We start from the raw sequence: 21,720 nt of genomic DNA, 5'->3' as shown, positions 1-21,720 counted from the left end.
CCACAATGCTTCGACGTTATCGGCGCGGCGCAGGCGTCCGTTACCTCCGACGGGGTGGATTGTTGGAACGTCCGAAAACCGGCGAATGCCGCCGTCTCAGGCTCGGTGAGCGGTGATGACCACCGTCGCTGCTTGAGCGTCCGTGACGTCCGCCTGCAGCGCTGCCTCGTGAAGTCGCCGTCGTGCGGTCTCCAGCTCGAGCCCCAGGCGCGCTGCCAGGATGCCGGTCCCCACCTCCACGACCTGCTCGTCCCGCACGCGGCGGGGGGCCTCCTCGGCACGCCGGCGCGCCTCGAAACCGAGGTCGGCGTTGGTCACCGCGCCTTCGGCGGAGGCTCCGAGCGCTGCGGCCAGCTCGTCGTGGTGTCCGGCAAAGGCGTCCTTGGACGAGGCGTACAAGGTGATGCCGCCGACCACCCGGCCGTCGTCGAGCACCGGGAGGGACAGGCTGCTCGCGACACCTTCCGCGCTGTCGGCCCGGGCCATCTGCGCCCACTGGTCCTCGTCCAGCAGCTCGCGTGCAGGCGCGCCGACGATCCGGGTCGGCAGTCGCACGACGTCCGGGTCGTCGATGGGCTCCGCGGGCTTCGTCGGCATACCGGGCGCGACGAGCGCGAAGGTCAGGTCCTCGTCGAGCAGGGTGAAGCACAGTCCGACACACTCCGAGACGATCCGTTCGGCGCGGTCCCCCATCGTCAGGAGGGATCCCTCGAGGTCGGGCTCGCTGAGGCTCACGTATTCGTCCAGCGCCTCTTGCGTGCGGTGCAGGAACTCCATCGGGCCTCCTTCACTAGTCTCCCCGACCCATACTGTGCCCGCCTGCGAACCGTCACTACACCCATCAGGACCCCCAGTTGCGGAGCGACTGGCATCCTTGGCCCGTGCCCCAGTCCCGTCCCCGCGTGCTCGTCGTCGACGACGACAGGGCGGTGCGCGAGTCCCTGCGGCGCTCGCTGGAGTTCAACGGGTACGACGTGTCGCTGGCCGCCGACGGAGCCGAGGCCCTGGCGACGCTGGGCTCCTCCCACCCCGATGTGGTCGTGATGGACGTGATGATGCCGCGGCTCGGCGGGATCGAGACCACCCGCGCACTGAGGGCGACCGGCAACGACGTCCCGGTCCTGGTCCTGACCGCCCGAGACGCCGTGGGCGACCGGGTGGAAGGCCTGGACGCCGGTGCCGACGACTACCTCACCAAGCCCTTCGCCCTCCAGGAGCTCCTTGCCCGGCTGCGGGCGCTGCTGCGTCGCGTGGTGCCCAGCGAGGAGGACGAGACGCTGTCCTTTGCCGACCTCACGATGGAGATCGCCTCCCGCGACGTCCGCCGGGGCGGTCGCCGCATCGAGCTGACCCGCACCGAGTTCACGCTGCTGGAGATGTTCCTGCGGCGGCCGCGCCGCGTGCTGGAACGGTCCTTCATCCTGGAGGAGGTCTGGGGCTTCGACTTCCCGACCAGCGCCAACTCCCTGGAGGTCTACGTCGGCTACCTCCGGCGCAAGACCGAGGCGGAGGGCGAGCCGCGCCTCATCCACACCGTCCGCGGTGTCGGCTACGTCTTGAAGAACCCCTGATGGCTCGGCGCTGGCACTACAAGCGCTCGCTGGCCTCGCGGGTGGCGTTGTTGACCACGATGGCGGTCGGCGCCTCGATCGCCGTGATGGCCCTCGGTGCCTTCATGGTGATGCGCCACCAGATGCAGGCCACCCTCGACGAGTCGCTCCTCAACCGCGCCACCCAGGCGGCGAGCTCCAGCGCCCTGTCGGAGGTGACCGTCCGGGGAGCGCCGGCCTGGATGCTGGGCGCCGCCGACGTCAGGATCATCTTCATCAATGTCGAGCGCGGGGAGATCCTCTCGGCCGACGACCTCCCGTCCTTTGCGCTGGGCAAGCCCGAGCTCGCAGTGGCCGCGGGCGAGAAACCACACTCGATCCGGACGCTCAGCGACGAGGGCGGGACGCGATATCGGGTCGCCACCGTTCCTGCAGGGAGCGGGGAGGCGCTCGTCCTGGCCCAGTCGCTGGAGTCGCAGGACCTCACGATGCGCAAGCTCGGCACGGTCATGCTGATCTCGGGTGGGCTCGGAGTCCTGGCAGCGGCACTGGCGGGCTGGGCGGTAGCGAGCAACGGCCTTCGACCGGTGCGCCGGCTGACCCGGTCGGTCGAGAAGATCGCCGTGACCGAGGACCTGACCCCCCTGCGCGTGGAGGGCGACGACGAGATCGCCCGCCTCGCCGCGGCGTTCAACCAGATGCTCGGCGCGCTGGCTGCGTCGCGCGATCGCCAACGCCGCCTCGTCGCCGATGCCGGCCACGAGCTCCGGACGCCACTCACCTCCCTGCGCACCAACCTCGACCTCCTGGCCCAGGCAGACGGCGCCGACCCGATGGGGGCCGAGGGCCTCCCCGAAGCCGCCCGACGCGAACTGCTCGAGGACGTGCGGGGCCAGATCGAGGAGTTGACGATCCTGGTGGGCGATCTCGTGGTCCTCGCCCGCGACGAGGAGCCGGAGGCCGCGGTCTCCTCCCTCGACCTGGCCGAGGTCGTCGATCGCGCTGTGACCAGGGTCCGCCGCCGGGCGCCGGGGCTCGAGTTCGACGTACGCCTCGAACCGTGGCCTTCGCAGGGCGATGCGACCGGGCTGGAGCGGGCGATCACCAACCTGCTCGACAACGCCGCTAAGTGGAGCCCGCCCGGCGGGACCATCACGGTGCGGCTCAGCGCCGGAGTGCTGACCGTCGACGACGAGGGGCCCGGGATCAAGGCGGCCGACCGAGCGCACGTCTTCGACCGGTTCTGGCGTGCGGACGAGTCGCGCTCGATGCCCGGGTCGGGCCTCGGTCTGGCCATCGTCCGCCAGGTCGTCGACCAGCACGAGGGCCACCTCGAGATCGACGAGTCCCCGGGCGGGGGCGCGCGGATGTCGCTGGAGATACCCGGGACGGCCTCGGCCCCTGTCTGAACCGGTCCCGCCGGTTCGAGACCTCAGCCGGAGCCGAAGACCGAGAGCAGCCGGGCGGCCTTCCACCTGGACTCGGCCCACTCGTCGTCGACCTGCGACCGGACGGTGATCCCCCCGCCGGTCCCCATCGTCCAGGTCCCGTCCCCGGAGGTCATCACCGAGCGGATCACGACCCCGAGGTCGGCGGGGCCGTCGCCACTGATCCAGCCGAACGCTCCGGCATAGGCCCCCCGCGCCGTCTCCTCCACCTCCTCGATGATCTCCATCGTCCGTCGCTTCGGGGCGCCGGTCATCGAGCCGGCGGGGAAGAGTGCGCGCAGCGCCTCCATCGTCGAGACGTCGGCGCGCAGGCGGCCGGTCACCTCCGAGACGAGCTGGTGCACCGACTCGTAACTCTCGACCTGCATGAGCGACGCCACCTCGACCGAGCCGACCTCGCACACCGTCGCGAGGTCGTTGCGGAGCAGGTCGACGATCATGAGGTTCTCGGCGCGGGTCTTCGGGTCGCGTGCCAGCGACTGCCGGAGCTCCTCGTCCTCGGCCGCGGTCGTCCCGCGCGGGGTCGTGCCCTTGATCGGCTTGGTCTGCAGCGTCCGGTCGGGCGTGATCAGCGCATAGCGCTCGGGACTCGAGCTGAGCAGCCACGCACGGTGGCCGGCCACGTCGTGCTGGAGGAACCCGGCGTACGGCGCAGGGTTGAGCTCCCGGAGCCGGGTGTAGGCCGCCGCCGGTTCCAGGTCGGTCTCCTCGGTGAGGCGGTAGGTGAGATTGACCTCGTACGAGTTGCCGGCGTGGAGGTGCTCCTGGACCTGCGCGAACGCGTCGGCGTACGCCTCGGGTGGACTCCCCCCGGGTTCTGTCACCTTCACACGTGTTGCAACACCGGTGAACGTTCCATTCCCCCGGCTAGCCGGGGGAACCGAACGGGCGTCGGGCACCGGGTGCTCGAAGACCCGCACGTGCCGGGCCTGCATCCACACGGCGTCGGGCAGGGCCGGGTCGGGGCGGGCGGGCAGGTCGGGCCGGCAGGCGTAGCCGAAGTAGCCGAACCACTGCTCGCCGGGGCGCATCGAATGCGCGAGTACGGCGAAGATGTCGTCTCCGACGACCTCCGAGCCGCCGCCGGCGTGCCGGGTGACCTCGCGGCGCGCGGCGTCATAGGTCAACGACACGTCGTCCTCGTCGAGCCAGCCGATCAGCGAGCGGCGGCCGGACCACTCGCGGGCGCCGCCCCCGTCGAGCCAGAAGCACCGGGGCTGCTCGGCCGCCACGGTGTGGAAGAACTCCACGGGGTCGCTCATGCGGGGTCCCTGCGGCGGTGTGCGGCGGTGGAGCGCAGCGGAGGAGACGGAGAACGTCGTGGGGTGTTCATGAGAGGAAGTTCGTGATCATCGCGAGCCCGTGGGAGGACAGGACCGACTCAGGGTGGAACTGCACGCCCTCGAGCGGGAGAGTGCCGTGCCGGACGCCCATCACCACGCCGTCGGGCGACCACGCGGTCGCGACGAGCGAGTCAGGGATCGAGGTGGCGGCCAGCGAGTGGTAGCGCACCGCGTCGAAGGTCGCCGGGAGACCGGCGAAGACGCCCTGGCCGTCGTGCCTGATCGAGTCGACGTCGCCGTGCGCGGGCGCGACGCGCTCCACCACCCCGCCGTACGCCGTCACCAGGCCCTGCATGCCGAGACACACGCCGAGCACCGGCCGGGTCCCCGCCAGCAGCACCTCGCGGCCGACGGCGAAGTCGCTGTGCGAGTCGGGATGTCCCGGCCCGGGCGAGAGGATCACGTGGGAGTGGCGCAACACGTCGTCCAGCTCCACCTCGTCGTGCTGGACGACCCTGGGCAGGACCCCGGTGACGGCCGCGATCAGGTGGACGAGGCTCCACGTGTAGGAGTCGTGGTGGTCGACCACGATGACGTCCGGCGGCACAGCCCGCACGTTAGTCGGTCGCGGATCAGGAGGTGATGCCGCGGCAGGAGCCGTCGACCGGATCGTTGCCGGACCGGCCGGCGCACGCGTCGAAGGCTGACAGCTTCGCGAGCAGCGCGTTCACCTCGGGCGCGTGGCGGGCCTTGGCGAAGGCGTTGGTCTTCTCCCAGACGCGATTCTTGTAGGTGTAGAACTCGTAGCCGTACGTGGTGCGGTCTTCCGTGTTGTCGAAGTCGTAGCGGATCAGCAACCCGCTGCGGCTGCGCACGGCGACGTACGACGGGATGCGGTCGAGCTCATCGCCTCGCAGCGCCGAGTCGGGGTCCTTCTTGGTGAGCGCCTGCGCGGTGTGCTCGAAGAAGACGTGGTTGCGGCGCACCAGGGCCGAGTCGGCGAAGGTCGGCACCAGCGAGGCACCGAACCGGTAGGGCCGCGGCGTGAGCCCCGCGATCTCCTCGAAGGTGGGCGCGAGATCGATGTTCGACGTCAGCTCGGCACGGGTGCCCTTGACCACTCCCGGGCCGACGACGAGGAGAGGCACGTGGACGTCGGCGTCATAAGCCGTGCCCTTGCCCCGGCCCAGGCCGTTCTGGCCGAGGTGGAAGCCGTTGTCGGAGGTCAGGACGACGTAGGTGTTGTCGTCGACGGTCCGCAGGATCTTGCGGACCGTCCGGTCGACCGACTGCGTCATCATGGCGCGGTCGCGGAGGTCGTTGACGTTGGCGGCCGGGCTGAAGGGGTTGGCTCGGGTGTTCCACGCCTGGGCGAGCTTGCCCTTGCGGGTCAGCGGCCGGTTGTCCTTGCGGTTGTCGCCGAAGCCCGGGAGGTCCTTGGTGGTCAGGCTGGAGCAGGCCACCAGCCCGCAGTTGCCGGGCTTGCCGTCGTGGGGCCGGTCGCGGAACATCGGCGGGAAGACCGGGTCGCCGGGGTAGTACGGCTGCGGCTGGGTGCGGTTGTGCGGGGCGTAGGGCGAGACCTCGAGGAAGTACGGCGCCGCGTCGTCCCGGTGCTGCTTGATGAAGCCCATCGCATAGCGCTCGATCACGCTGCCGGCGTACGCCCGGTCACGCTCGGCCATCGGCGCCGACAGCGGCGGCGCGTCGTGCTGGCGGATCTGGAGCTGTCCGTTGCTGAGGCGGGTCGAGGCGAAGTCCCAGCCGTCGTAGGCGGAGCCGAAGACCGCGTTGAACTCCGACCAGCCCGGAGGGGCCGGCGGGACCGCGCGACCCGGCACCCACTCGTACTCGTTGAGGTACTTGCCGACGAACCCGGTCGTGTATCCGCCCTGCTGGAGCGCGACGTTGAACGACCGGTCCGGGTTGCCGTAGCCCGCGAAGGCGGACCAGCCGCCGAGCGGCATCCCGGGCGCCTCCCCGGACAGGTTGGTGCGCACCCCGGTCTGGTGCGGGTACTGGCCGGTGAACAGGCTGGCGCGGGAGACGCAGCACAGCGAGTCCACGACGAAGGCATGGGAGTAGGACGCACCGCGGCGCTTCATGTCCCGGGCCGAGCGCATGGTCTGCAACAGGTCCATCGAGAAGTCGTCCATCAGGACCAGGACGATGTTGGGCCTGCCGGATGCCTTCTTCGCCCGGGCCGATGACAGGGGTGGCGACAGCGCGACGGATCGGGTGGTCGCGCCGCCGCCGGCCGAGGCCTCAGCGCCCGCGGTGCCGGTGCCTGCGACGGCGGTCCCCGTCGCGCTCAGCGCGAGCAGGCAGACGGCCGCTGCCAGGCGGCGTACGTTCGACAAGGACTCCCCCGTCCAGAGATGTGTGCTGCGGAGATCGTGACGTATGGGACCAGCTCGCTGGTCACCGGCTCACCGTACGGCAACGTCTACTTAATCAGTAGAGAATCGCCGACGAGGCCCTGGACCAGGTCGTGGATGAGGTCGTAGCCGTGCTCGGTGAGGATCGACTCGGCGTGGAACTGGATGCCGCGGTAGTGCGGCCCGGACAGTAGGTGCACGTCGCCGGTGGCCTCGTCGCTCTGGACCGTCACGCCGTCGGGGAGCGCGTCACCGTCGCGCACCCGGCCCACGAAGGTGTTGTAGAACCCGACCCGCTCGACGCGACCGTCGTAGTCGATCGGGGACTGCGTGCCCTGGAACACGATGTCCTTGAACACCAGGGGGATCCCGAGGCGCTCGCACAGCGTCTGGTGGCCCAGGCACACGGCGAGGAAGGGCTGGCCATCGGACAACAGGTCGTCCACCGCTCGCCGGAACGCAGCCACCTTCGGGTGCGCGCCGTCGCGGGGGTCGCCCGGTCCCGGCCCGACGATCACGAGGTCGGCACCGTCGAAGGCGCCCGTCGCGTAGTCCTCGTGGCGGACCACGGCTGAGGTCATCCCGAAGACGCCGAGGAGGTGGCGCAGCATGTTCACGAAGTCGTCCTCGCCGTGCAGGATGACCGCGTGCTTGCCCTTCAGCACCGGGTCGGGCGGGGCGCCTTCCTGGTCGGTCAGCCAGAAGCGGCTCAGCCGCTGGTTGCGCGAGCCCAGCGCCAGCACCACGTCCTCGTCCCGGGCGAGCGCGGCCACCGCGTCGGCGTCGCCCATCGCGGCGGGCACGAGCCCGAAGGCGCTCAGGATGCCGCCGGCCTTGGCGTGGGTCTCCGCGACCTCGTAGGCCGCGACGCTGTCGCGCACGAGGGTGGCGCCCGCGGTCACCTTGAGCTCGCCGGCGGTGGAGACGTCGGCCGTCCGGATCAGGATCGGGCTGTCCATCGTGGGGTTGCCGTTCTTGTCGCGGCCGAAGAGCGCCAGCGCCGAACCGTAGTAGCCGCGGCCCTCCGTCTCGTAGGCGCTGATCAGCTGGCACGCGTTCTCCACCGGGGCGCCCGTGACCGTGGCGGCAAACATCGTGTCGCGCAGGATCTCGCGCGGGTCACGGTCGCTGCGTCCGGCGAGGAGGTACTCGGTGTGCACCAGGTGCGTCATCGGCTTGAGGAACGGCCCCAGCACCTGGCCGCCCTCGGTGCAGATGTCGCACATCATCTTGAGCTCTTCGTCGACGACCATGAAGAGCTCGTAGATCTCCTTCTCGTCGGCGAGGAAGTCGAGCAGCCGTTCCTTCAGCGCCTCCTCGTCGCTGGCATCCCCGACGCGGAAGGTCCCCGAGATGGGGTTCATCCGGACGTCGCTGGCGCCGTCTCGTGACCCCTTGACCGAGACGTGCCGCTCAGGGCTGGCACCGATCAGGAAGCGGTCCCCGGTGAAGAAGATGAAGGTCCAGTAGGCGCCCCGCTCCCGCTCGAGCAGTCGGCGGAACACCGTGAGCGCGCGGTCGGTGTCCCAGTCGGCGACGACCGCGCGGTAGTGACGACCGATGACGAGGTTGGCGCCCTCACCCTGCCCGATCTCGTCGGCGATGATCCGCTCCACGATGGCTGCGTAGTCGTCGTCCTCGATCACGAACCCGCCCTTGTCGGCGAACTCGATCGGCACGTCGGGCAGCGCGGCCAGGAGATCGTCGACCCGGACCTCGTGCTCCTCGGTGATGTCGACGACCACCAGCGGCGTCCCGTCGTCGATCGCGTCGAAGCCACGCTCGGCGATCTGGCGGAACGGCACCGCGACGAGCCGGTCGGCGCTGCGGCCCGGCTCGGGGATGCCGTCCTCGAGGGGTATGTCGAGGATGGACCCGACCTCGCTCGGCGTGCCCCCGATGATCCCGGCCGTCGGTGCTGCCTTGCGGCGGATGACCGCCCACGCCGGCTGCTCCTGGACCTGCGCCAGGAGGGAGCGGACGTCGACACCGGAAGTCATGGCCGGAACCCTACGGTCCCCCGCGCCTCACTCCGAGCCCACTCCCGCCCTCCGGTCCTCGTCCCGGCGTCGGCAGTTCGCGCGCCTCCGCGCCTGCCGCACGCTCACGGCGTACGGCGAAGCCTCGAACTGCCGACGCTGTGCACGGACTTGCCGGTGCTCAGCTGACGGTGGTCAACAGCTGCGTGGCGCGGGTGAGCACGACGTAGAGGGTGGCCCGGCCGGTCGCCGACTCGTCCTCGATCTCCTGCGGCCGCACGACCACGATGCCGTCGAACTCCAGGCCCTTGGTGTCGAGCCCCGTCAGGACGACGACCCGGTCCTCTCCGCTCGGCGTGCGGGAGGAGTCGACCGCAGCGCGGGCACCTGCGGCGTCGTCGGCGAGCTCGGGCCACGACGCCAGCCAGCCGTTGACCTCCGAACGGCGGGCGACCGGGACCACGATGCCGACGGTGCCCGAGACCTGGCCCGCCGTGGTGAGCACGGCCTCGCGGACTGCACGCTCGAGGTCGTCGGCGGTGACCTCGCGGGGCGGGGTGCCGGTGCGGCGTACGGCGGTGGGCAGGTCGGCGTCGAGACCGACCCGCTGCGCGTAGGCAGCAGCGAACTCGTAGATCTCCGCCGAGTTGCGGTAGTTGGTCGAGAGGTGGAACTCGTGGGACTGCTTTCCGTCGAGCGCCTCGGCGCGCGCGGCGGCGGACTCGGCCGGGATCGGCCACGACGACTGCGCGGGATCACCGACGATGGTCCAGCTGGCGGTGCGTCCGCGACGACCCACCATGCGCCACTGCATCGGGGTGAGGTCCTGGGCCTCGTCGATCAGGACGTGGGCGAAGCCGTCGTCCTCGATCCGGTGCGTCGGGGCCGTCCAGGTCCGGCCGGTGGGGGCGTACTCCCGCTCAGAGGCGGTGGTCAGCTCCTGCAGGTCGACGCCGCCCTCGAGCGCGGTCAGGGTGTCGTCGCGGTCGTGGTCGGCGTCGGTCTTGAGGGGCACGTCGCCCAGGGCGTAGCGCAGCTCGTCGATGAGCGGGACGTCCTCGATGGCAATGCCGTCGGCGCCCCAGGACTTGGTGAGCAGCAGCTGCTCCTCAGGCGTCAGCACGCCGTCGGAGACGCGGCGCAGGAACTCCGGCTCGCGCAGCCACGACAGCACCGTCGGCGCGTCCAGCGGCGGCCACCAACCGGTCGCGAAGTCGACGAAGCGCTGGTCTGAGAGGAGCTCGTCGTTGAAGTACTCCCGTCCCTGCTCGCGGCCGCGCTCACCGCGGACCTGCCGCCACAGGGCGTCGAGCAGCGCATTGGCCACGCGCGGGAGCTGGCGGTTGCGCCCGCCCTGCGACATCAGCTGGCGCCGTACGCGCCCCAACGTCCCGCGGTCGAGCTTGAGCCGGTCGTCGCGCCAGAAGTAGTCGAACTCGTCGACACTGCCCGGGACCTGCTGCCGCGCGGTACGCCGCAGGACCTCTGCCATCCGGGCAGAGCCCTTGACGTCGGCGACCGCGGGCTCGTCGTGCCGGGTCGCGCGGAGTCCGTCAACGACCTCGCCGAGCGAGCGCAGCGCGACGGCCGTCTCCCCGAGGCTGGGCAGGACGCGCTCGATGTAGCGCATGAACACGCCGCTGGGGCCGACGACGAGCACGCCGCCGGACTCGTAGCGGCGGCGGTCGGAGTAGAGGAGGAAGGCCGCCCGGTGCAGGGCCACCACGGTCTTGCCGGTGCCGGGGCCACCGGAGATCGACACGACGCCCTTTCCCGGGGCGCGGATCGCCTTGTCCTGCTCGGCCTGGATGGTCGCGACGATCGAGTGCATGGAGCGGTCGCGGGCGCGGCCGAGCTGGGCCATGAGCGCGCCCTCGCCGATGATCGGGAGGTCGGTCTCCGCGTTGGAGTCGAGCAGCTCGTCCTCGACGCCGACGACGGTGCGGTGCTCGGCGCTCAGCACCCGACGACGGATCACGCCCTGCGGCTCGGCGGCCGTGGCCTGGTAGAAGACCGAGGCCGCGGGCGCACGCCAGTCGATCAGCAACGTGTCGCGGTTGGCGTCGCGCAGGCCGATCCGGCCGATGTAGCGGGGTTCCTTGTCCACCTCGGCGACCAGGTCGAGCCGCCCGAACACCAAGCCCTCGTGGGCCGCGTCGAGCTGGGCGATCCGCCGCGCCGCCTGGAAGACCATCGCGTCGCGCTCGACGAGCCCGCCCTCGTGCTCGAGCTTGCCGCGCTCGTGGCCTTCCTTGGCGAGCTGCTGGGCGTTGCGGGCGCTGGCCTCGAGCTGGAGATAGACGCGATCGACGTACTCCTGCTCGGTGGCGACCTCCTGCTTCACAAGCTCGTCACTCACCCGGGCACTCCCCCATTTTCGATCGCGGTCTCGGTCCTGGCCGCAGCAAAACGGCAGACGACCAAGACTACCGACTCGGTCCACGCCCGGCCGCTTCGAGGTCCCCGGGACTCCGAGGCACGTCTACCCTGTTGACCGCCCGGCCTGGGCTGCGGTTCCTGGGACGGGAGCGAGGAGGCTTCCCGGGCGCAGGGCCAGTGTGCAGCCGACGCATCGCCGGCGGCGGTGGACGGCGCCCTCGAGGAGGGCACCGCCGCATGGGTCCGCTTCTGTCCGCCTGCCGAAGGACACCCCGGCTGGGTGCTGGCGCCGGACACCGTTGTCGAGGGTCGGTCGGCCGCTGAGCTCGTCGGCTCCTGGCGGGACGACGACCTGACCATGGATTGCGTCCGGACAACACGCAACTTCGAGTTCAGATCGGTTGGTCGGACGGGACGATCAGCACGCTGGGAGCCGATAGGGACCTGGCCCTCGTGGCCCCGAGCGATGAGTGCGTCCCGAGCAGGGTCGCTGCGAGCCTGGTCAGGTCCATCGGAACAGGTCGCCAGGCGACGTACGCCGCCGCAACTCCTCAGCTATGGCCGGCATGTCCCGACCGGCTCACTCCCGCCGGTCTCGCCGCCGACGGTGCGTCGGCCGCGGACCTGGGCTGGTTCGACGAACAGCCCCGGTCTCGCCAGCCGATCCTCCACACGGCGACGCAACCGGGCATCACCGACTGCTCCGGGACGGTTCAGCCGTCCTTCGTCATCGTGCTCGAAGATCTCACCGGCACCCGGCGAGCGGTCTCCATCGACGGCACCTCGTGCGGCGCAGTGGCGGCCACGGTCGGCGCTCCTCCAGAGGAGTCCTACCTCGGCTCCGACCACCGCGTGACGGAGCTGCTCACCTCCGCTGGCTGAGCTCCAGCCGTTCAGCCCGGGGCCGCTTCGACGTGGGCAAGCCGCGACACGCCGGCCCCTGATGGTCGACACGCCGTTCCAGCAACGCCCCGCCCGGAACGTGTGGCCCCTCGGAGCTACCTCTTCCGGCTCAGGAACGCCGTCATCGCCTCGCGTGCCTCATCGGAGGCGAACAACCGGGCACTCAGCGCGGCCAGCTCGTCGCCGCGGGCGTCGATGCGCGCCAGCAGGTCGGCGTTGAGGATCCTTTTCGACTCGCGGAGCCCCTGGGGAGCGCCGGAGGCCAGCGACCGGCACACCGCAGCGACGCGCTCGTCGATCTCCTCCTCGGGCACCGCGAGCGTGACGAGGCCGTACGCCGCAGCGTCGGCCCCGCTGAAGACCTCACCGCCCAGCGTGGTGAGCGCGGCGGCGCGGGGGTTCATCCGGTAGTGCACGGTCAGGGAGATGATCGCCGCCGCCAGGCCCAGCTTTACCTCCGTCAGCGCGAAGGTCGCCGACTCGTTCGCCACCGCGATGTCCGCAGCGGCCACGATGCCGATGCCGCCGGCCCGCACGGCGCCATACGCGCGCACCACGACCGGCTTGTCGAGGGACACGATCAGCCGTTGGAGCTCCACGATGCGCCGGGCGCCTTCCTCCATCCCGTCGGCGGTGGCCTCGGAGAGGTCGGCGCCGGAGCAGAAGACCTTTCCTGAGGAGTCGATGAGCACGACCCGCACCGTGTCGTCGGCCGCCGCGGCCCGAAGGTGCTCGAAGAGCTCGGTCACCAGCTGGCGGGACAGCGCGTTTCGGTTGTGAGGTGAGTCGAGGGTGATGGTGGCGACGGCGTCGGCGACCGTGCAGTGGACGAGTTCGGTCATGGGGGCATCCTGCCCTGTCCCAGCGCCGGCCCAGCCAATCCGGCGGGCCGCCCGCGTCGAACACTCATCGTGCTCACACGACTGCTCCACGCGACCTGGGGAATCCTCGCCACCCTTGCCGGCGTTGCCGCCGCCCACCTGGTGGCGGCGCTGACCGTGCCTGCGGCCTCCCCCGTGCTGGTCGTGGGATCCACGGTGATCGACCTGACCCCCACGCCCGTCAAGACGTGGGCGATCGAGAACTTCGGGACGGCCGACAAGCCGATCCTCATCGGCTCGGTCATGATCGGCGTGCTGGTGCTCGCCGGCATCGCGGGCATCATCGCGGCGCGGCGCATCACCGTCGGCCTGGCGATGATTGCCGGCCTGGCTGCGCTAGCCGGCGTCCTGGCGATGCTCCGCCCCGCCGCCGGGCCGCTCGACCTGCTGCCGAGCCTGGTCGCCGCCCTCATCGGTGTCGCCGCGCTGTGGTGGCTGCACCGGCTCGAGGTCTCCGGCTCTGAGGACGGCGCGACCGGACCGACCCGTCGCGGCGTCCTGATCGCGGCCGGCGGACTCGCCTTCGCGGCGGCGGCCTTCGGGACCGCGGGCCGGTTCATCTCGTCGTACCGCCTCAAGGCCACCGACATCGAGCTCCCCACCGCAGCCAAGTCCGTCAAGCCGCTGCCGGCCGGGCTCGAGGACAAGGTCAAGGCCATCTCGTCCTTCGTCACCCCCACCGAGGACTTCTACCGCGTCGACACCCGGCTCACCCTGCCGATCGTCGACGCCGACTCGTGGACGCTGACCATCGACGGTGACGTCGACGAGGAGGTCACGCTGACCCTCGCGGACCTCTACGAGCTGGAGGTCATCGAACGCGACATCACCCTGACCTGCGTCTCCAACGACGTCGGCGGTCCCTACGTCGGCGCAGCGCGCTGGCTCGGCGTCCGCCTCACCGACGTCCTCGACCTGGCCGGGATCGACAACACCAAGGCCGACCAGATCGTCTCCACCGATGTCGAGGGCATGACCATCGGCACGCCGTTCAGCGTCGCCACCGACGGTCGCGACGCGATGATCGTCTTCGGGATGAACGGCGAGGCGCTGCCCCGCGAGCACGGCTTCCCCGTCCGTATGGTCGTGCCCGGCCTCTACGGCTTCGTGAGCGCCTGCAAGTGGATCACCAAGATCACCCTCACGACGTACGACGAGCAGGACGTCTACTGGACCGAGCGCGAGTGGGCAACGGACGCGCCCATCAAGATCTCCAGCCGCATCGACACCCCCAAGGCGCTGTCGAGCACGGACGCCGGCAAGACGTTCATCGGTGGCGTGGCGTGGGCCCAGGGCGTCGGCATCGACACCGTCGAGGTGGCCATCGACGGCGGGGCCTGGCAGAAGGCCGAGATGGGTCCCGACGGCGGCAACGACTACTGGCGCCAGTGGTACGTCGAGTGGGACGCCAAGCCCGGGCAGCACTTCCTGTCCTGTCGAGCGACCAACAAGGACGGCAACGTGCAGACGGACGTGCGCATGAAGACCTTCCCCGAGGGCTCGAGCGGCATCCAGAACATCTCCGTCACCGTCACCTGAACGCTCCCGGCCCCAGGCCGGCGAGCATCTACGCGATCGGGACAGGGCTCTCGTCTGAGCCCGGTCCCGTCCGGCGATTTCAGGCAGCTTCGCGACTTTTTCGAAGTCGGACCAATCCGCCTCACCGCAGGCACCGAACACCTCCCGACTAGAGAAACACTCCCGGGCTTCCGCTCCGGAGCCCCACACGAAAGGCAGCACCCCATGAACCGCATTGCTCGCAACACCGGCCTCGCCGCGATGGCCCTGACGATGTCCCTCGGTATGGCTGCCTGTGGCAGCGACGACGAGGCCGGCACCGGCTCCGACACCAGCGCCAGCGCCAGCGAGAGCACCTCCGAAGAGCCCATGACCGCAGAGTCGGCAGAGCCCACGGAGGAGACCGAGGAGCCCATGGCTGACGCCGGCGCGGACACCTTCGGCCCGGGCTGCAAGCTCATCCCCGCGGACGGTGCAGCCTCCTTCAACGGCATGGCCACCGAGCCGGTCGCCACCGCCGCTTCGGCCAACCCGCTCCTCGAGACGCTGGTTGCCGCAGTGACGCAGGCCGACCTGGGCGACACCCTCAACTCGGCTCCCGAGATCACCGTGTTCGCGCCGACCAACGACGCCTTCGCCAAGATCCCGGCCGCCGACCTCGAGGCCGTCCTCGCCAACAAGAAACTCCTGACCACGATCCTGACCAACCACGTGGTCGAGGGCAAGCTCTCGCCCGAGGACGTCGTCGGCAAGCAGATGTCGCTTGCTGGTGGCACGCTGAACGTCAAGGGCTCCGGCGAGGACTTCACCGTCTCCAGCAAGGGCACCACGACCTCGGCAGTCCTGTGTGGAAACGTCCCCACGGCCAACGCGACGGTCTACATCGTCGACACGGTCCTGATGCCCTGATTGTCCCCTGACACCAGGCAGGCAAGGATCACACCGTGGATCACCTGAAGCCCGTTCCCGACGGGGTGCCCTCCGAGGGCACCCCGTCCGGGGGCTCCCAGCCCGCAGACGGGGCAGCCGCCCGGCTCGCCTCGTTGATGCAGCGCTCCAGCCGAGGAGACGAGGCGGCTTTCGCCGAGCTCTACGACGCCACCTCGGCTCGCGCCTACGGTCTGGCGCTGAGAGTGGTCCGCAACCCCGCGCAGGCAGAAGAAGTGGTCCAAGAGGCCTACCTCGATGCCTGGCGCACCAGCAGTCGCTTCGATCCCGCACGTGGGAGCGCCGCTGGCTGGCTGTTGACGATCGTGCACCGCAAGTCGGTGGACCGGGTCCGCTCAGCTGAGGCCGCCACGGCTCGGGACGCGGCGTACCACCGGGAGACCGAGCCGGTCGAGCACGACTCGACCGTCGAAGCCGTGCACGCCTCGCTGGATGCCCAGCGGGTCCGGACAGCGGTCTCCGGTCTGACCGCGGTGCAGAGAGAAGCAGTGGAGCTCGCCTTCTTCGGCGGCTACACACACACAGAGGTGGCAACGATGCTTGACGTTCCTGTCGGCACGGCCAAGACCCGCATCCGGGATGGACTCATCCGGTTGCGCGACGCGATGGGAGTTGGGTCATGAGCGACAGCGACATTCACAAGCTCACGGGCGCGTACGCCCTGGACGCGGTCGACGACATCGAGCGGGCCGCCTTCGAGCGTCACCTGGTCGAGTGCGAGGACTGCCGGAGCGAGGTCTCCAGCCTGCGCGAGACCACGGCCATGCTCGCCGAGTCCGCCATCGTCATGCCCCCGCCCTCGCTGCGCGACTCGGTGCTCTCCGGCATCTCCCAGGTCCGCCCGCTGCCCCCCATCGTCGCTCCGCCCAGGCGAGCTGCCTGGTTTCCAGTTCTGGTCGCCGCGGCCCTCGTCGCCGTTCTCGGCGTCGGAGCTGCCCTTTGGCAGCCGTGGGCACCGTCCGACGAAGGATCGCTGACCGCGGCCGAGCAAGTCATCCAGGCATCCGACGCCCAGCGGGTGGAGGTCGACCTCGGCGAGGCCGGTCGGGCCGCCGTCGTCCGCTCGAAGTCGGTCGGCAAGGCCGTCATCACGACCGAGGACATGGCCCCGGCCCCGGCCGGCCAGGAGTTCGTGCTGTGGCTCGAGTCGGCTGAGGGCCAGATGCTCCCCGCTGGCGAGATGCCCGACGAGCCCAACGCGACCGTCGTGCTCGAGGGCGACGCCGCCACCGCCACCGCTGCCGGCATCACGGTCGAGCCGGAGGGTGAGCCGCACGTCGAGCCGACCCTGCCCATCGTCGCCGTCTTTGACTTCTCCCAGGCGACATGACCACCGCGCACCGCCGCATCGGAGTCGTCGGCTCCGGTGTGGCTGGCTTGACCGCGGCCTACGTCGCCTCGCGCACCGCGCACGTGACGTTGTTCGAGGCCGACGACCGCCTCGGCGGGCACGCCGACACCCATGTCGTCCAAGCAGCCGAAGGCGAGCTGCGGATCGACACCGGCTTCATCGTCCACAACCGGCGCACCTACCCCACGCTGCTGCGACTCTTCGCCGAGCTGGACATCGCCACCCAGCCCTCCGAGATGTCGCTGTCGGTCTCCGACCAGGGGACCGGCGTGGAGTTCGCCGGAGCACTGGGCGCCAAGGGACTCTTCCCGACCAGGGCTGCCGCGACCTCGCCTGCGCACTGGCGGATGCTCGCCGAGATCCCCCGCTTCCACCGTCGGGCGAAGGCAGTGCTTGCCTCCGGCGGGTCAGCCGGCGACGCCGCGTACGACGTGGCCACCGACCAGACCCTGCGGGAGTTCCTCACCGCCGGGGGCTTCAGCCAGCACTTCGTGCACCACTTCATGGAGCCGATGGTGGCGGCCGTGTGGTCGTGCGCCCCCGAGACGTCGCTCGACTACCCCGCGCGCTACCTCTTCACCTTCCTCGAGCACCACGGGATGCTCGGCGTCTTCGGTTCGCCCCAGTGGCGCACGGTGACCGGCGGGTCCGGGACGTACGTCGCAGCGGTGGCCGCCCACATCCAGTCGGTGCGCACCGGCACCAAGGTCACCTCTGTCCGTGACGGCGCGTGCGGCGTCGAGGTCACCGACGGCAACGGCGGGGTCCACACCTTTGACGCGGTCGTCATCGCCTGCCACCCCGAGCAGGCGCTCACGATGCTCGAGTCGCCGACGACCGACCAGCGCGAGGTGCTGTCCGCCCTGCCCTACTCGGCCAACACCGCCCTGCTGCACACCGACACCTCCCTCCTGCCGCGCGCCGCCAACGCGCGGTCGAGCTGGAACTTCCAGCGACCCGCGTCGCCGACCGGGCAGGTCACCGTCACCTACGACCTCACCCGCCTGCAGCGGCTGCCCACGCAGACGCACTACCTCGTCACCCTGGGCGGCGAGGACCTCGTGGACCCGGCGACCGTGATCGACCGGATGGAGTACGAGCACCCGCTCTACACCCCGGCCTCCGTTGCCGCGCAGCAACGGCTCCCGTCCATCAGCTCCGACCGGATCGCCTTCGCCGGCGCCTACCACGGGTGGGGCTTCCACGAGGACGGCGCGCGGTCGGGGCTGGCGGCCATCAACCGGCTCGGGCTCACCTGGCCGACGGCCGGGTCCGCCGCCGAGCGGGTCGAGCCGGGACTGTTCCGGACCACGGTCAGGCACACGCGACGTACGCCCTTCAAGCGCACCTTCGAGCACCAGTCGCACCTGTGGCTCGTCGACCTCGACGACCTGCCGAAGGGCACCCCGCTCGCCAGCTTCGAGGCCCGCGACCACCTCGGGTCGCCGGACATCTCGATCCGCGCCAACGTCGAAGCCTTCCTCGCAGCGAGCGGAGTCGACCTCGGCGGCGGCCGCATCCTGATGGCGGCCAACCCGCGTTCGCTCGGCTACTCCTTCAACCCCATCTCGGTGTTCTGGTGCTTCGACTCCACGGGTGCGCAAGCCGCGGTCGTCGTCGAGGTCCACAACACGTACGGCGACCGCCACGCCTACCTCGTCCACCCCGACGGGCAAGGTCGTGCGCGCACGGACAAGGCGATGTACGTCTCGCCGTTCCATGGCGTCGACGGCCACTACGAGATGGCGGTGCCCATTCCCGGTGACCGCATCGACATCACCGTCACCCTGCACACGGCGGACGGCCAGCCGTTCAGCGCGCGGGTGAGCGGCGAACGCGTCGAAGACCCCAGCACCTGGGGCAACGCCGGCACCGCCCTCCGCGGGAGCGCGTTCATCCGAGCCCACGGGATCTGGCTGTGGCTGCGCCGGCTTCCCGTCCACCCCCGTCCACATCACCAGCAAGAAGGCGTCCGATGACCACTCTGCAGTCACGCCCCAGCGAGCCCATGACGGGTCTCGCCGCCCACACGGACGCCGACCTCATCGGCGACGGGGCCACGTCCCGCGTGCCGGCACTCGAACCCGTGCGCACCGGCGCCCGCACCGCCGTCTCCGCCGTGATCGCGCGCCGGCTCTTCACCGCCGCCATCCGTCACCTGGACGTCAGCGTGGAAGAGGCACCCAACAGTCGCGGCGTCGGCCGCATCTTCGGCCGCGGCGGCCCGCGCATGGTGATCCACCGTCCCGACGAGTTCTATGCGCGCGTCGGTCGGGACGGCCTGATCGGCTTCGGGGAGGCCTACCTCACGGGCGCCTGGGACGCCGACGACCTCGCCGAGTTCCTGACGATCCCGGCCGCGCGGATCGCGACCCTCGTCCCGGAACCGTTGCAGCGGGCCCGCGCCTACGTGACGCACCGGACCCCCGGCCACCACCGAGGCACCACCGACAACACCCAGGCCAACATCGCGCATCACTACGACCTGTCCAACGAGCTCTTCGCCCTCTTCCTCGACGAGACGCTGAGCTATTCGTCGGCGCTGTTCGACACCCCGGTCGTGGACGGCTCCAGTGGTCGGGTTGCCATTCCCCCGGTGGCAGGCGACATGGTGGTCGATCAGGGCACCGGGCACGGTGCCGACTTCGCTGAGGCCCAGGGCCGCAAGATCGACCGCCTCCTCGACGAGGCCGGCGTCACCGCCGGCACCCGGCTGCTGGAGATCGGCACCGGCTGGGGCGAGCTCGCCATCCGGGCAGCACGACGGGGCGCCACGGTGCACAGCATCACGTTGTCCGTGGAGCAGCTCGAGCTCGCGGAGCGACGCGTGGCCGCTGCCGGCTGCTCGGACCTCGTGCGGATCGAGCTCCAGGACTATCGGGCGCTCGCGGAGCCGGAGTTCGCCTCGGCGTACGACGCCATCGTCAGCGTGGAGATGATCGAGGCCGTCGGACACGAGTTCTGGGGCACCTACTTCCAGACGCTCGACCACGCACTGGCCCCCGGCGGCCGGGTCGCGATCCAGGCGATCACGATGCCGCACGACCGGATGCTGGCGACGCAGGGCACCGAGACGTGGATCAACAAATATGTCTTCCCGGGCGGCTTCCTGCCCAGCGTGCACGTCATCGACGAGATCACCTCGGAGCAGACGTCCCTGCGCCGGACCGGCCTGCTCGAGATGGGCAGCCACTACGCCGAGACGTTGCGCCGCTGGGACGAGCGCTTCCTCGCGCAGCGCGAGGCGGTCCTGGCCCTCGGCTTCGACGACCTCTTCATGCGGATGTGGCACTTCTACCTCGAGTACTCCCGAGCCGGCTTCGCCAGCGGCTACATCAACGTCCAGCAGCTCACCTTCGTCAAGGCTGACATCAGGGGCGACCGGTGACCGCGACCAGCCAGCGTCCGACCCTGACCTCGGTCGGCATCGCGCAACGCCTCGCCGAGGCGGCCCGTCCGTTCATCGGCGGCGACCTCCCGGTGCGGCTGCAGCTCTGGGACGGCTCCGTCGCCGGCCCCGAGGATGCGCCGCTCGTGGTGCTCCGTAGCCCTGACGCCCTGCGTCGGCTGCTGTGGCACCCGGGAGAGCTCGGCGCTGCCCAGGCCTACGTCACCGGCGACCTCGACGTCCCCGCGCAGGACGGTTGGGACCTCGACTCGGCGCTGACCCACGCGTTCGCGGTCGGCAAGGCGCGCGGCCTCGAGGGCGTACGCCGATCGCCGCTCGCCCTCGTGCAGGCGCTCCGCACCGCTGCCGGCCTGGGGGTGCTCGGCGCTCCGCCGAAGCTTCCTGCCAGCCAGGCGCGGGTCAAGGGCCGGCTGCACAGCGCCATCCGCGACCGGCGCGCGATCAGCCACCACTACGACCTCAGCAACGAGTTCTACGCCGCGATCCTCGACCCGTCGATGGCCTACAGCTGCGGCTACCACGACAACGCGCACACCACCCTGGAGGACGCCCAGCGCGCCAAGCTGGACCTGGTGTGCACCAAGCTCGGGCTCGATCCGGGCATGCGGATGCTCGACGTCGGGTGCGGCTGGGGCTCGTTGTCCCTGCACGCGGCCGAGCACTTCGGGGCCAACGTCGTCGGCGTGACCATCGCCGCGGAGCAGAAGAAGTTCATCGACGCCCGCATCGCCGAGCGCGGGCTGGGCGACCGGGTCGAGATCCGGCTCCAGGACTATCGCGAAGTCCCCCAGCGCGGGCACTTCGACGCCGTCGGGTCCCTCGAGATGGGCGAGCACGTCGGTGAGGCCAACTACCCCACCTACGTCAAGGTGCTGCAGGGCGCGGTCCGGCCAGGAGGCCGCGTCCTCGTGCAGCAGATGTCGCGGACCGGCCGGCACCCCGGGGGCGGCCCGTTCATCGAGTCGTTCATCGCTCCGGACATGCACATGCGCCCCGTCGGGGAGACGGTCGCGCACCTGGAGCGGGGAGGGCTCGAGGTCCGTGACGTGCACGCACTGCGCGAGCACTACGTCCTCACGGTGGCGGGTTGGCTCGAGCGCTTCGAGGCCAGCGTGCCGCGGCTGACCGAGCTGGTCGGCGAGGAGGTCGTCCGCGTGTGGCGGCTCTACCTCGTCGGCGGCTCCATGGCCTTCCGGGACGGGCGCATGAGGGTCGACCAGATCCTCGCCGTGCGCCCGGGCGCTGCACACTCGCTGCCTGCCCAGCGGAGCTGGTGAACGGCATGACGGGATCCCCACGTGGGTGATCTCGGCTGGCCCGCAGCTGCCGGCATCGGCCTGCTGACCTGTGTCGTGGCCATGGGGCTCACCGCATGGGTCAGCTGGCGGGTGGGCCGTGTCTCGGTCGTCGACGTGGCATGGGGACTGGCCTTCGTCGCCGTCGCCCTCGTGCTCGCCGTCGTCTCCGGCCAGCGGCTCTCCTGGCTGCTCGCCGTGCTGGTCACGATCGGGGGCGGTCGCCTCGCGCTCCACATCCAGCGCCGGTCGCGCGGCCACGGCGAGGACCCGCGCTACGCCGAGATGCTCGGTGACGCCGGCTTCGGCACGGTGATCCGCAAGGTCTTCGTGGTGCAGGGGCTCGCCGTCGTGGTCGTGTCGCTGCCGCTGCAGACCGCTGCGTCGTACGACGTCCG

Annotated in this window: 18 protein-coding genes; 11 read left to right on the top strand and 7 right to left on the bottom strand. The window is 70.7% G+C overall.

Going from position 1 to position 21,720, the window contains the following annotated elements:
- Window positions 1-96: 96 nt before the first annotated feature.
- A complete protein-coding gene (locus JWN68_RS13770) occupies window positions 97-777 on the bottom strand; it encodes a GAF domain-containing protein (protein ID WP_297739855.1) in 681 nt (226 codons plus the stop codon).
- 104 nt (window positions 778-881) lie between these two features.
- Between JWN68_RS13770 and JWN68_RS13765 the strand changes: the two genes are divergently transcribed.
- Both JWN68_RS13765 and JWN68_RS13760 read left to right on the top strand, forming a co-directional pair.
- Complete coding sequence (locus tag JWN68_RS13765) at window positions 882-1,571, top strand: response regulator transcription factor (RefSeq protein ID WP_297739853.1); 690 nt, start codon at window positions 882-884, stop codon at window positions 1,569-1,571.
- Entirely contained in the window at window positions 1,571-2,959 is a 1,389-nt protein-coding gene (locus tag JWN68_RS13760; protein ID WP_297739851.1) for a HAMP domain-containing sensor histidine kinase, read from the top strand. The genes JWN68_RS13765 and JWN68_RS13760 overlap by 1 nt, the downstream gene beginning before the upstream one ends.
- 23 nt (window positions 2,960-2,982) lie before the next feature.
- Here JWN68_RS13760 and JWN68_RS13755 read toward each other — a convergent pair whose 3' ends face one another.
- The 5 genes from JWN68_RS13755 to JWN68_RS13735 form a co-directional block, all read right to left on the bottom strand.
- Window positions 2,983-4,260, bottom strand: coding sequence for an anthranilate synthase component I family protein (locus JWN68_RS13755; protein WP_297739849.1), 1,278 nt, complete (start codon window positions 4,258-4,260; stop codon window positions 2,983-2,985).
- Window positions 4,261-4,327: 67 nt separating this feature from the next.
- Window positions 4,328-4,888 (bottom strand): aminodeoxychorismate/anthranilate synthase component II, encoded by a 561-nt coding sequence (locus tag JWN68_RS13750; RefSeq protein WP_297739847.1) that lies wholly within the window; start codon window positions 4,886-4,888, stop codon window positions 4,328-4,330.
- Between the two features lie 25 nt (window positions 4,889-4,913).
- The gene (locus tag JWN68_RS13745) at window positions 4,914-6,641 is read right to left on the bottom strand and encodes a sulfatase-like hydrolase/transferase (protein WP_297739845.1); all 1,728 of its coding nucleotides are present in this window, start codon (window positions 6,639-6,641) and stop codon (window positions 4,914-4,916) included.
- 86 nt (window positions 6,642-6,727) lie between these two features.
- The gene (locus tag JWN68_RS13740) at window positions 6,728-8,659 is read right to left on the bottom strand and encodes a chorismate-binding protein (protein WP_297739843.1); all 1,932 of its coding nucleotides are present in this window, start codon (window positions 8,657-8,659) and stop codon (window positions 6,728-6,730) included.
- 160 nt (window positions 8,660-8,819) lie between these two features.
- A complete protein-coding gene (locus JWN68_RS13735) occupies window positions 8,820-10,997 on the bottom strand; it encodes a UvrD-helicase domain-containing protein (protein ID WP_297739841.1) in 2,178 nt (725 codons plus the stop codon).
- Between the two features lie 473 nt (window positions 10,998-11,470).
- Here JWN68_RS13735 and JWN68_RS13730 point away from each other — a divergent pair, with 473 nt between their 5' ends.
- Window positions 11,471-11,899, top strand: coding sequence for a hypothetical protein (locus tag JWN68_RS13730; protein WP_297739839.1), 429 nt, complete (start codon window positions 11,471-11,473; stop codon window positions 11,897-11,899).
- Window positions 11,900-12,015: 116 nt separating this feature from the next.
- On the opposite strand, the gene JWN68_RS13725 is transcribed toward JWN68_RS13730, so the two are convergent.
- Entirely contained in the window at window positions 12,016-12,762 is a 747-nt protein-coding gene (locus JWN68_RS13725) for an enoyl-CoA hydratase-related protein (RefSeq protein ID WP_297739837.1), read from the bottom strand.
- Between the two features lie 69 nt (window positions 12,763-12,831).
- Here JWN68_RS13725 and JWN68_RS13720 point away from each other — a divergent pair, with 69 nt between their 5' ends.
- From JWN68_RS13720 to JWN68_RS13685, 8 genes are all read left to right on the top strand, one after another.
- Window positions 12,832-14,340 (top strand): molybdopterin-dependent oxidoreductase, encoded by a 1,509-nt coding sequence (locus JWN68_RS13720; protein WP_297739835.1) that lies wholly within the window; start codon window positions 12,832-12,834, stop codon window positions 14,338-14,340.
- Window positions 14,341-14,544: 204 nt separating this feature from the next.
- Window positions 14,545-15,228, top strand: a complete 684-nt coding sequence (locus JWN68_RS13715) for a fasciclin domain-containing protein (RefSeq protein ID WP_297739833.1) — start codon at window positions 14,545-14,547, stop codon at window positions 15,226-15,228.
- Between the two features lie 35 nt (window positions 15,229-15,263).
- On the top strand, window positions 15,264-15,890 hold the full coding sequence (gene sigK / locus JWN68_RS13710; protein WP_297739832.1) for an ECF RNA polymerase sigma factor SigK: 627 nt from the start codon (window positions 15,264-15,266) through the stop codon (window positions 15,888-15,890).
- Window positions 15,887-16,597, top strand: a complete 711-nt coding sequence (locus JWN68_RS13705; protein WP_297739830.1) for an anti-sigma factor — start codon at window positions 15,887-15,889, stop codon at window positions 16,595-16,597. Before sigK ends, JWN68_RS13705 begins: the two co-directional genes overlap by 4 nt.
- A complete protein-coding gene (locus tag JWN68_RS13700) occupies window positions 16,594-18,597 on the top strand; it encodes an FAD-dependent oxidoreductase (protein WP_297739828.1) in 2,004 nt (667 codons plus the stop codon). Before JWN68_RS13705 ends, JWN68_RS13700 begins: the two co-directional genes overlap by 4 nt.
- A complete protein-coding gene (locus JWN68_RS13695) occupies window positions 18,594-20,006 on the top strand; it encodes a cyclopropane-fatty-acyl-phospholipid synthase family protein (RefSeq protein ID WP_297739826.1) in 1,413 nt (470 codons plus the stop codon). Before JWN68_RS13700 ends, JWN68_RS13695 begins: the two co-directional genes overlap by 4 nt.
- Window positions 20,003-21,304, top strand: coding sequence for a cyclopropane-fatty-acyl-phospholipid synthase family protein (locus JWN68_RS13690; protein ID WP_297739824.1), 1,302 nt, complete (start codon window positions 20,003-20,005; stop codon window positions 21,302-21,304). Before JWN68_RS13695 ends, JWN68_RS13690 begins: the two co-directional genes overlap by 4 nt.
- Window positions 21,305-21,325: 21 nt before the next feature.
- A partial coding sequence (locus JWN68_RS13685; protein WP_297739822.1) for a DUF1295 domain-containing protein occupies window positions 21,326-21,720 on the top strand: 395 nt, incomplete at its 3' end.

It is taken from the genome of Nocardioides sp. (assembly GCF_025964975.1).
Classification (GTDB): domain Bacteria; phylum Actinomycetota; class Actinomycetes; order Propionibacteriales; family Nocardioidaceae; genus Nocardioides.
This window is presented reverse-complemented; position numbering and strand designations above follow the sequence as displayed.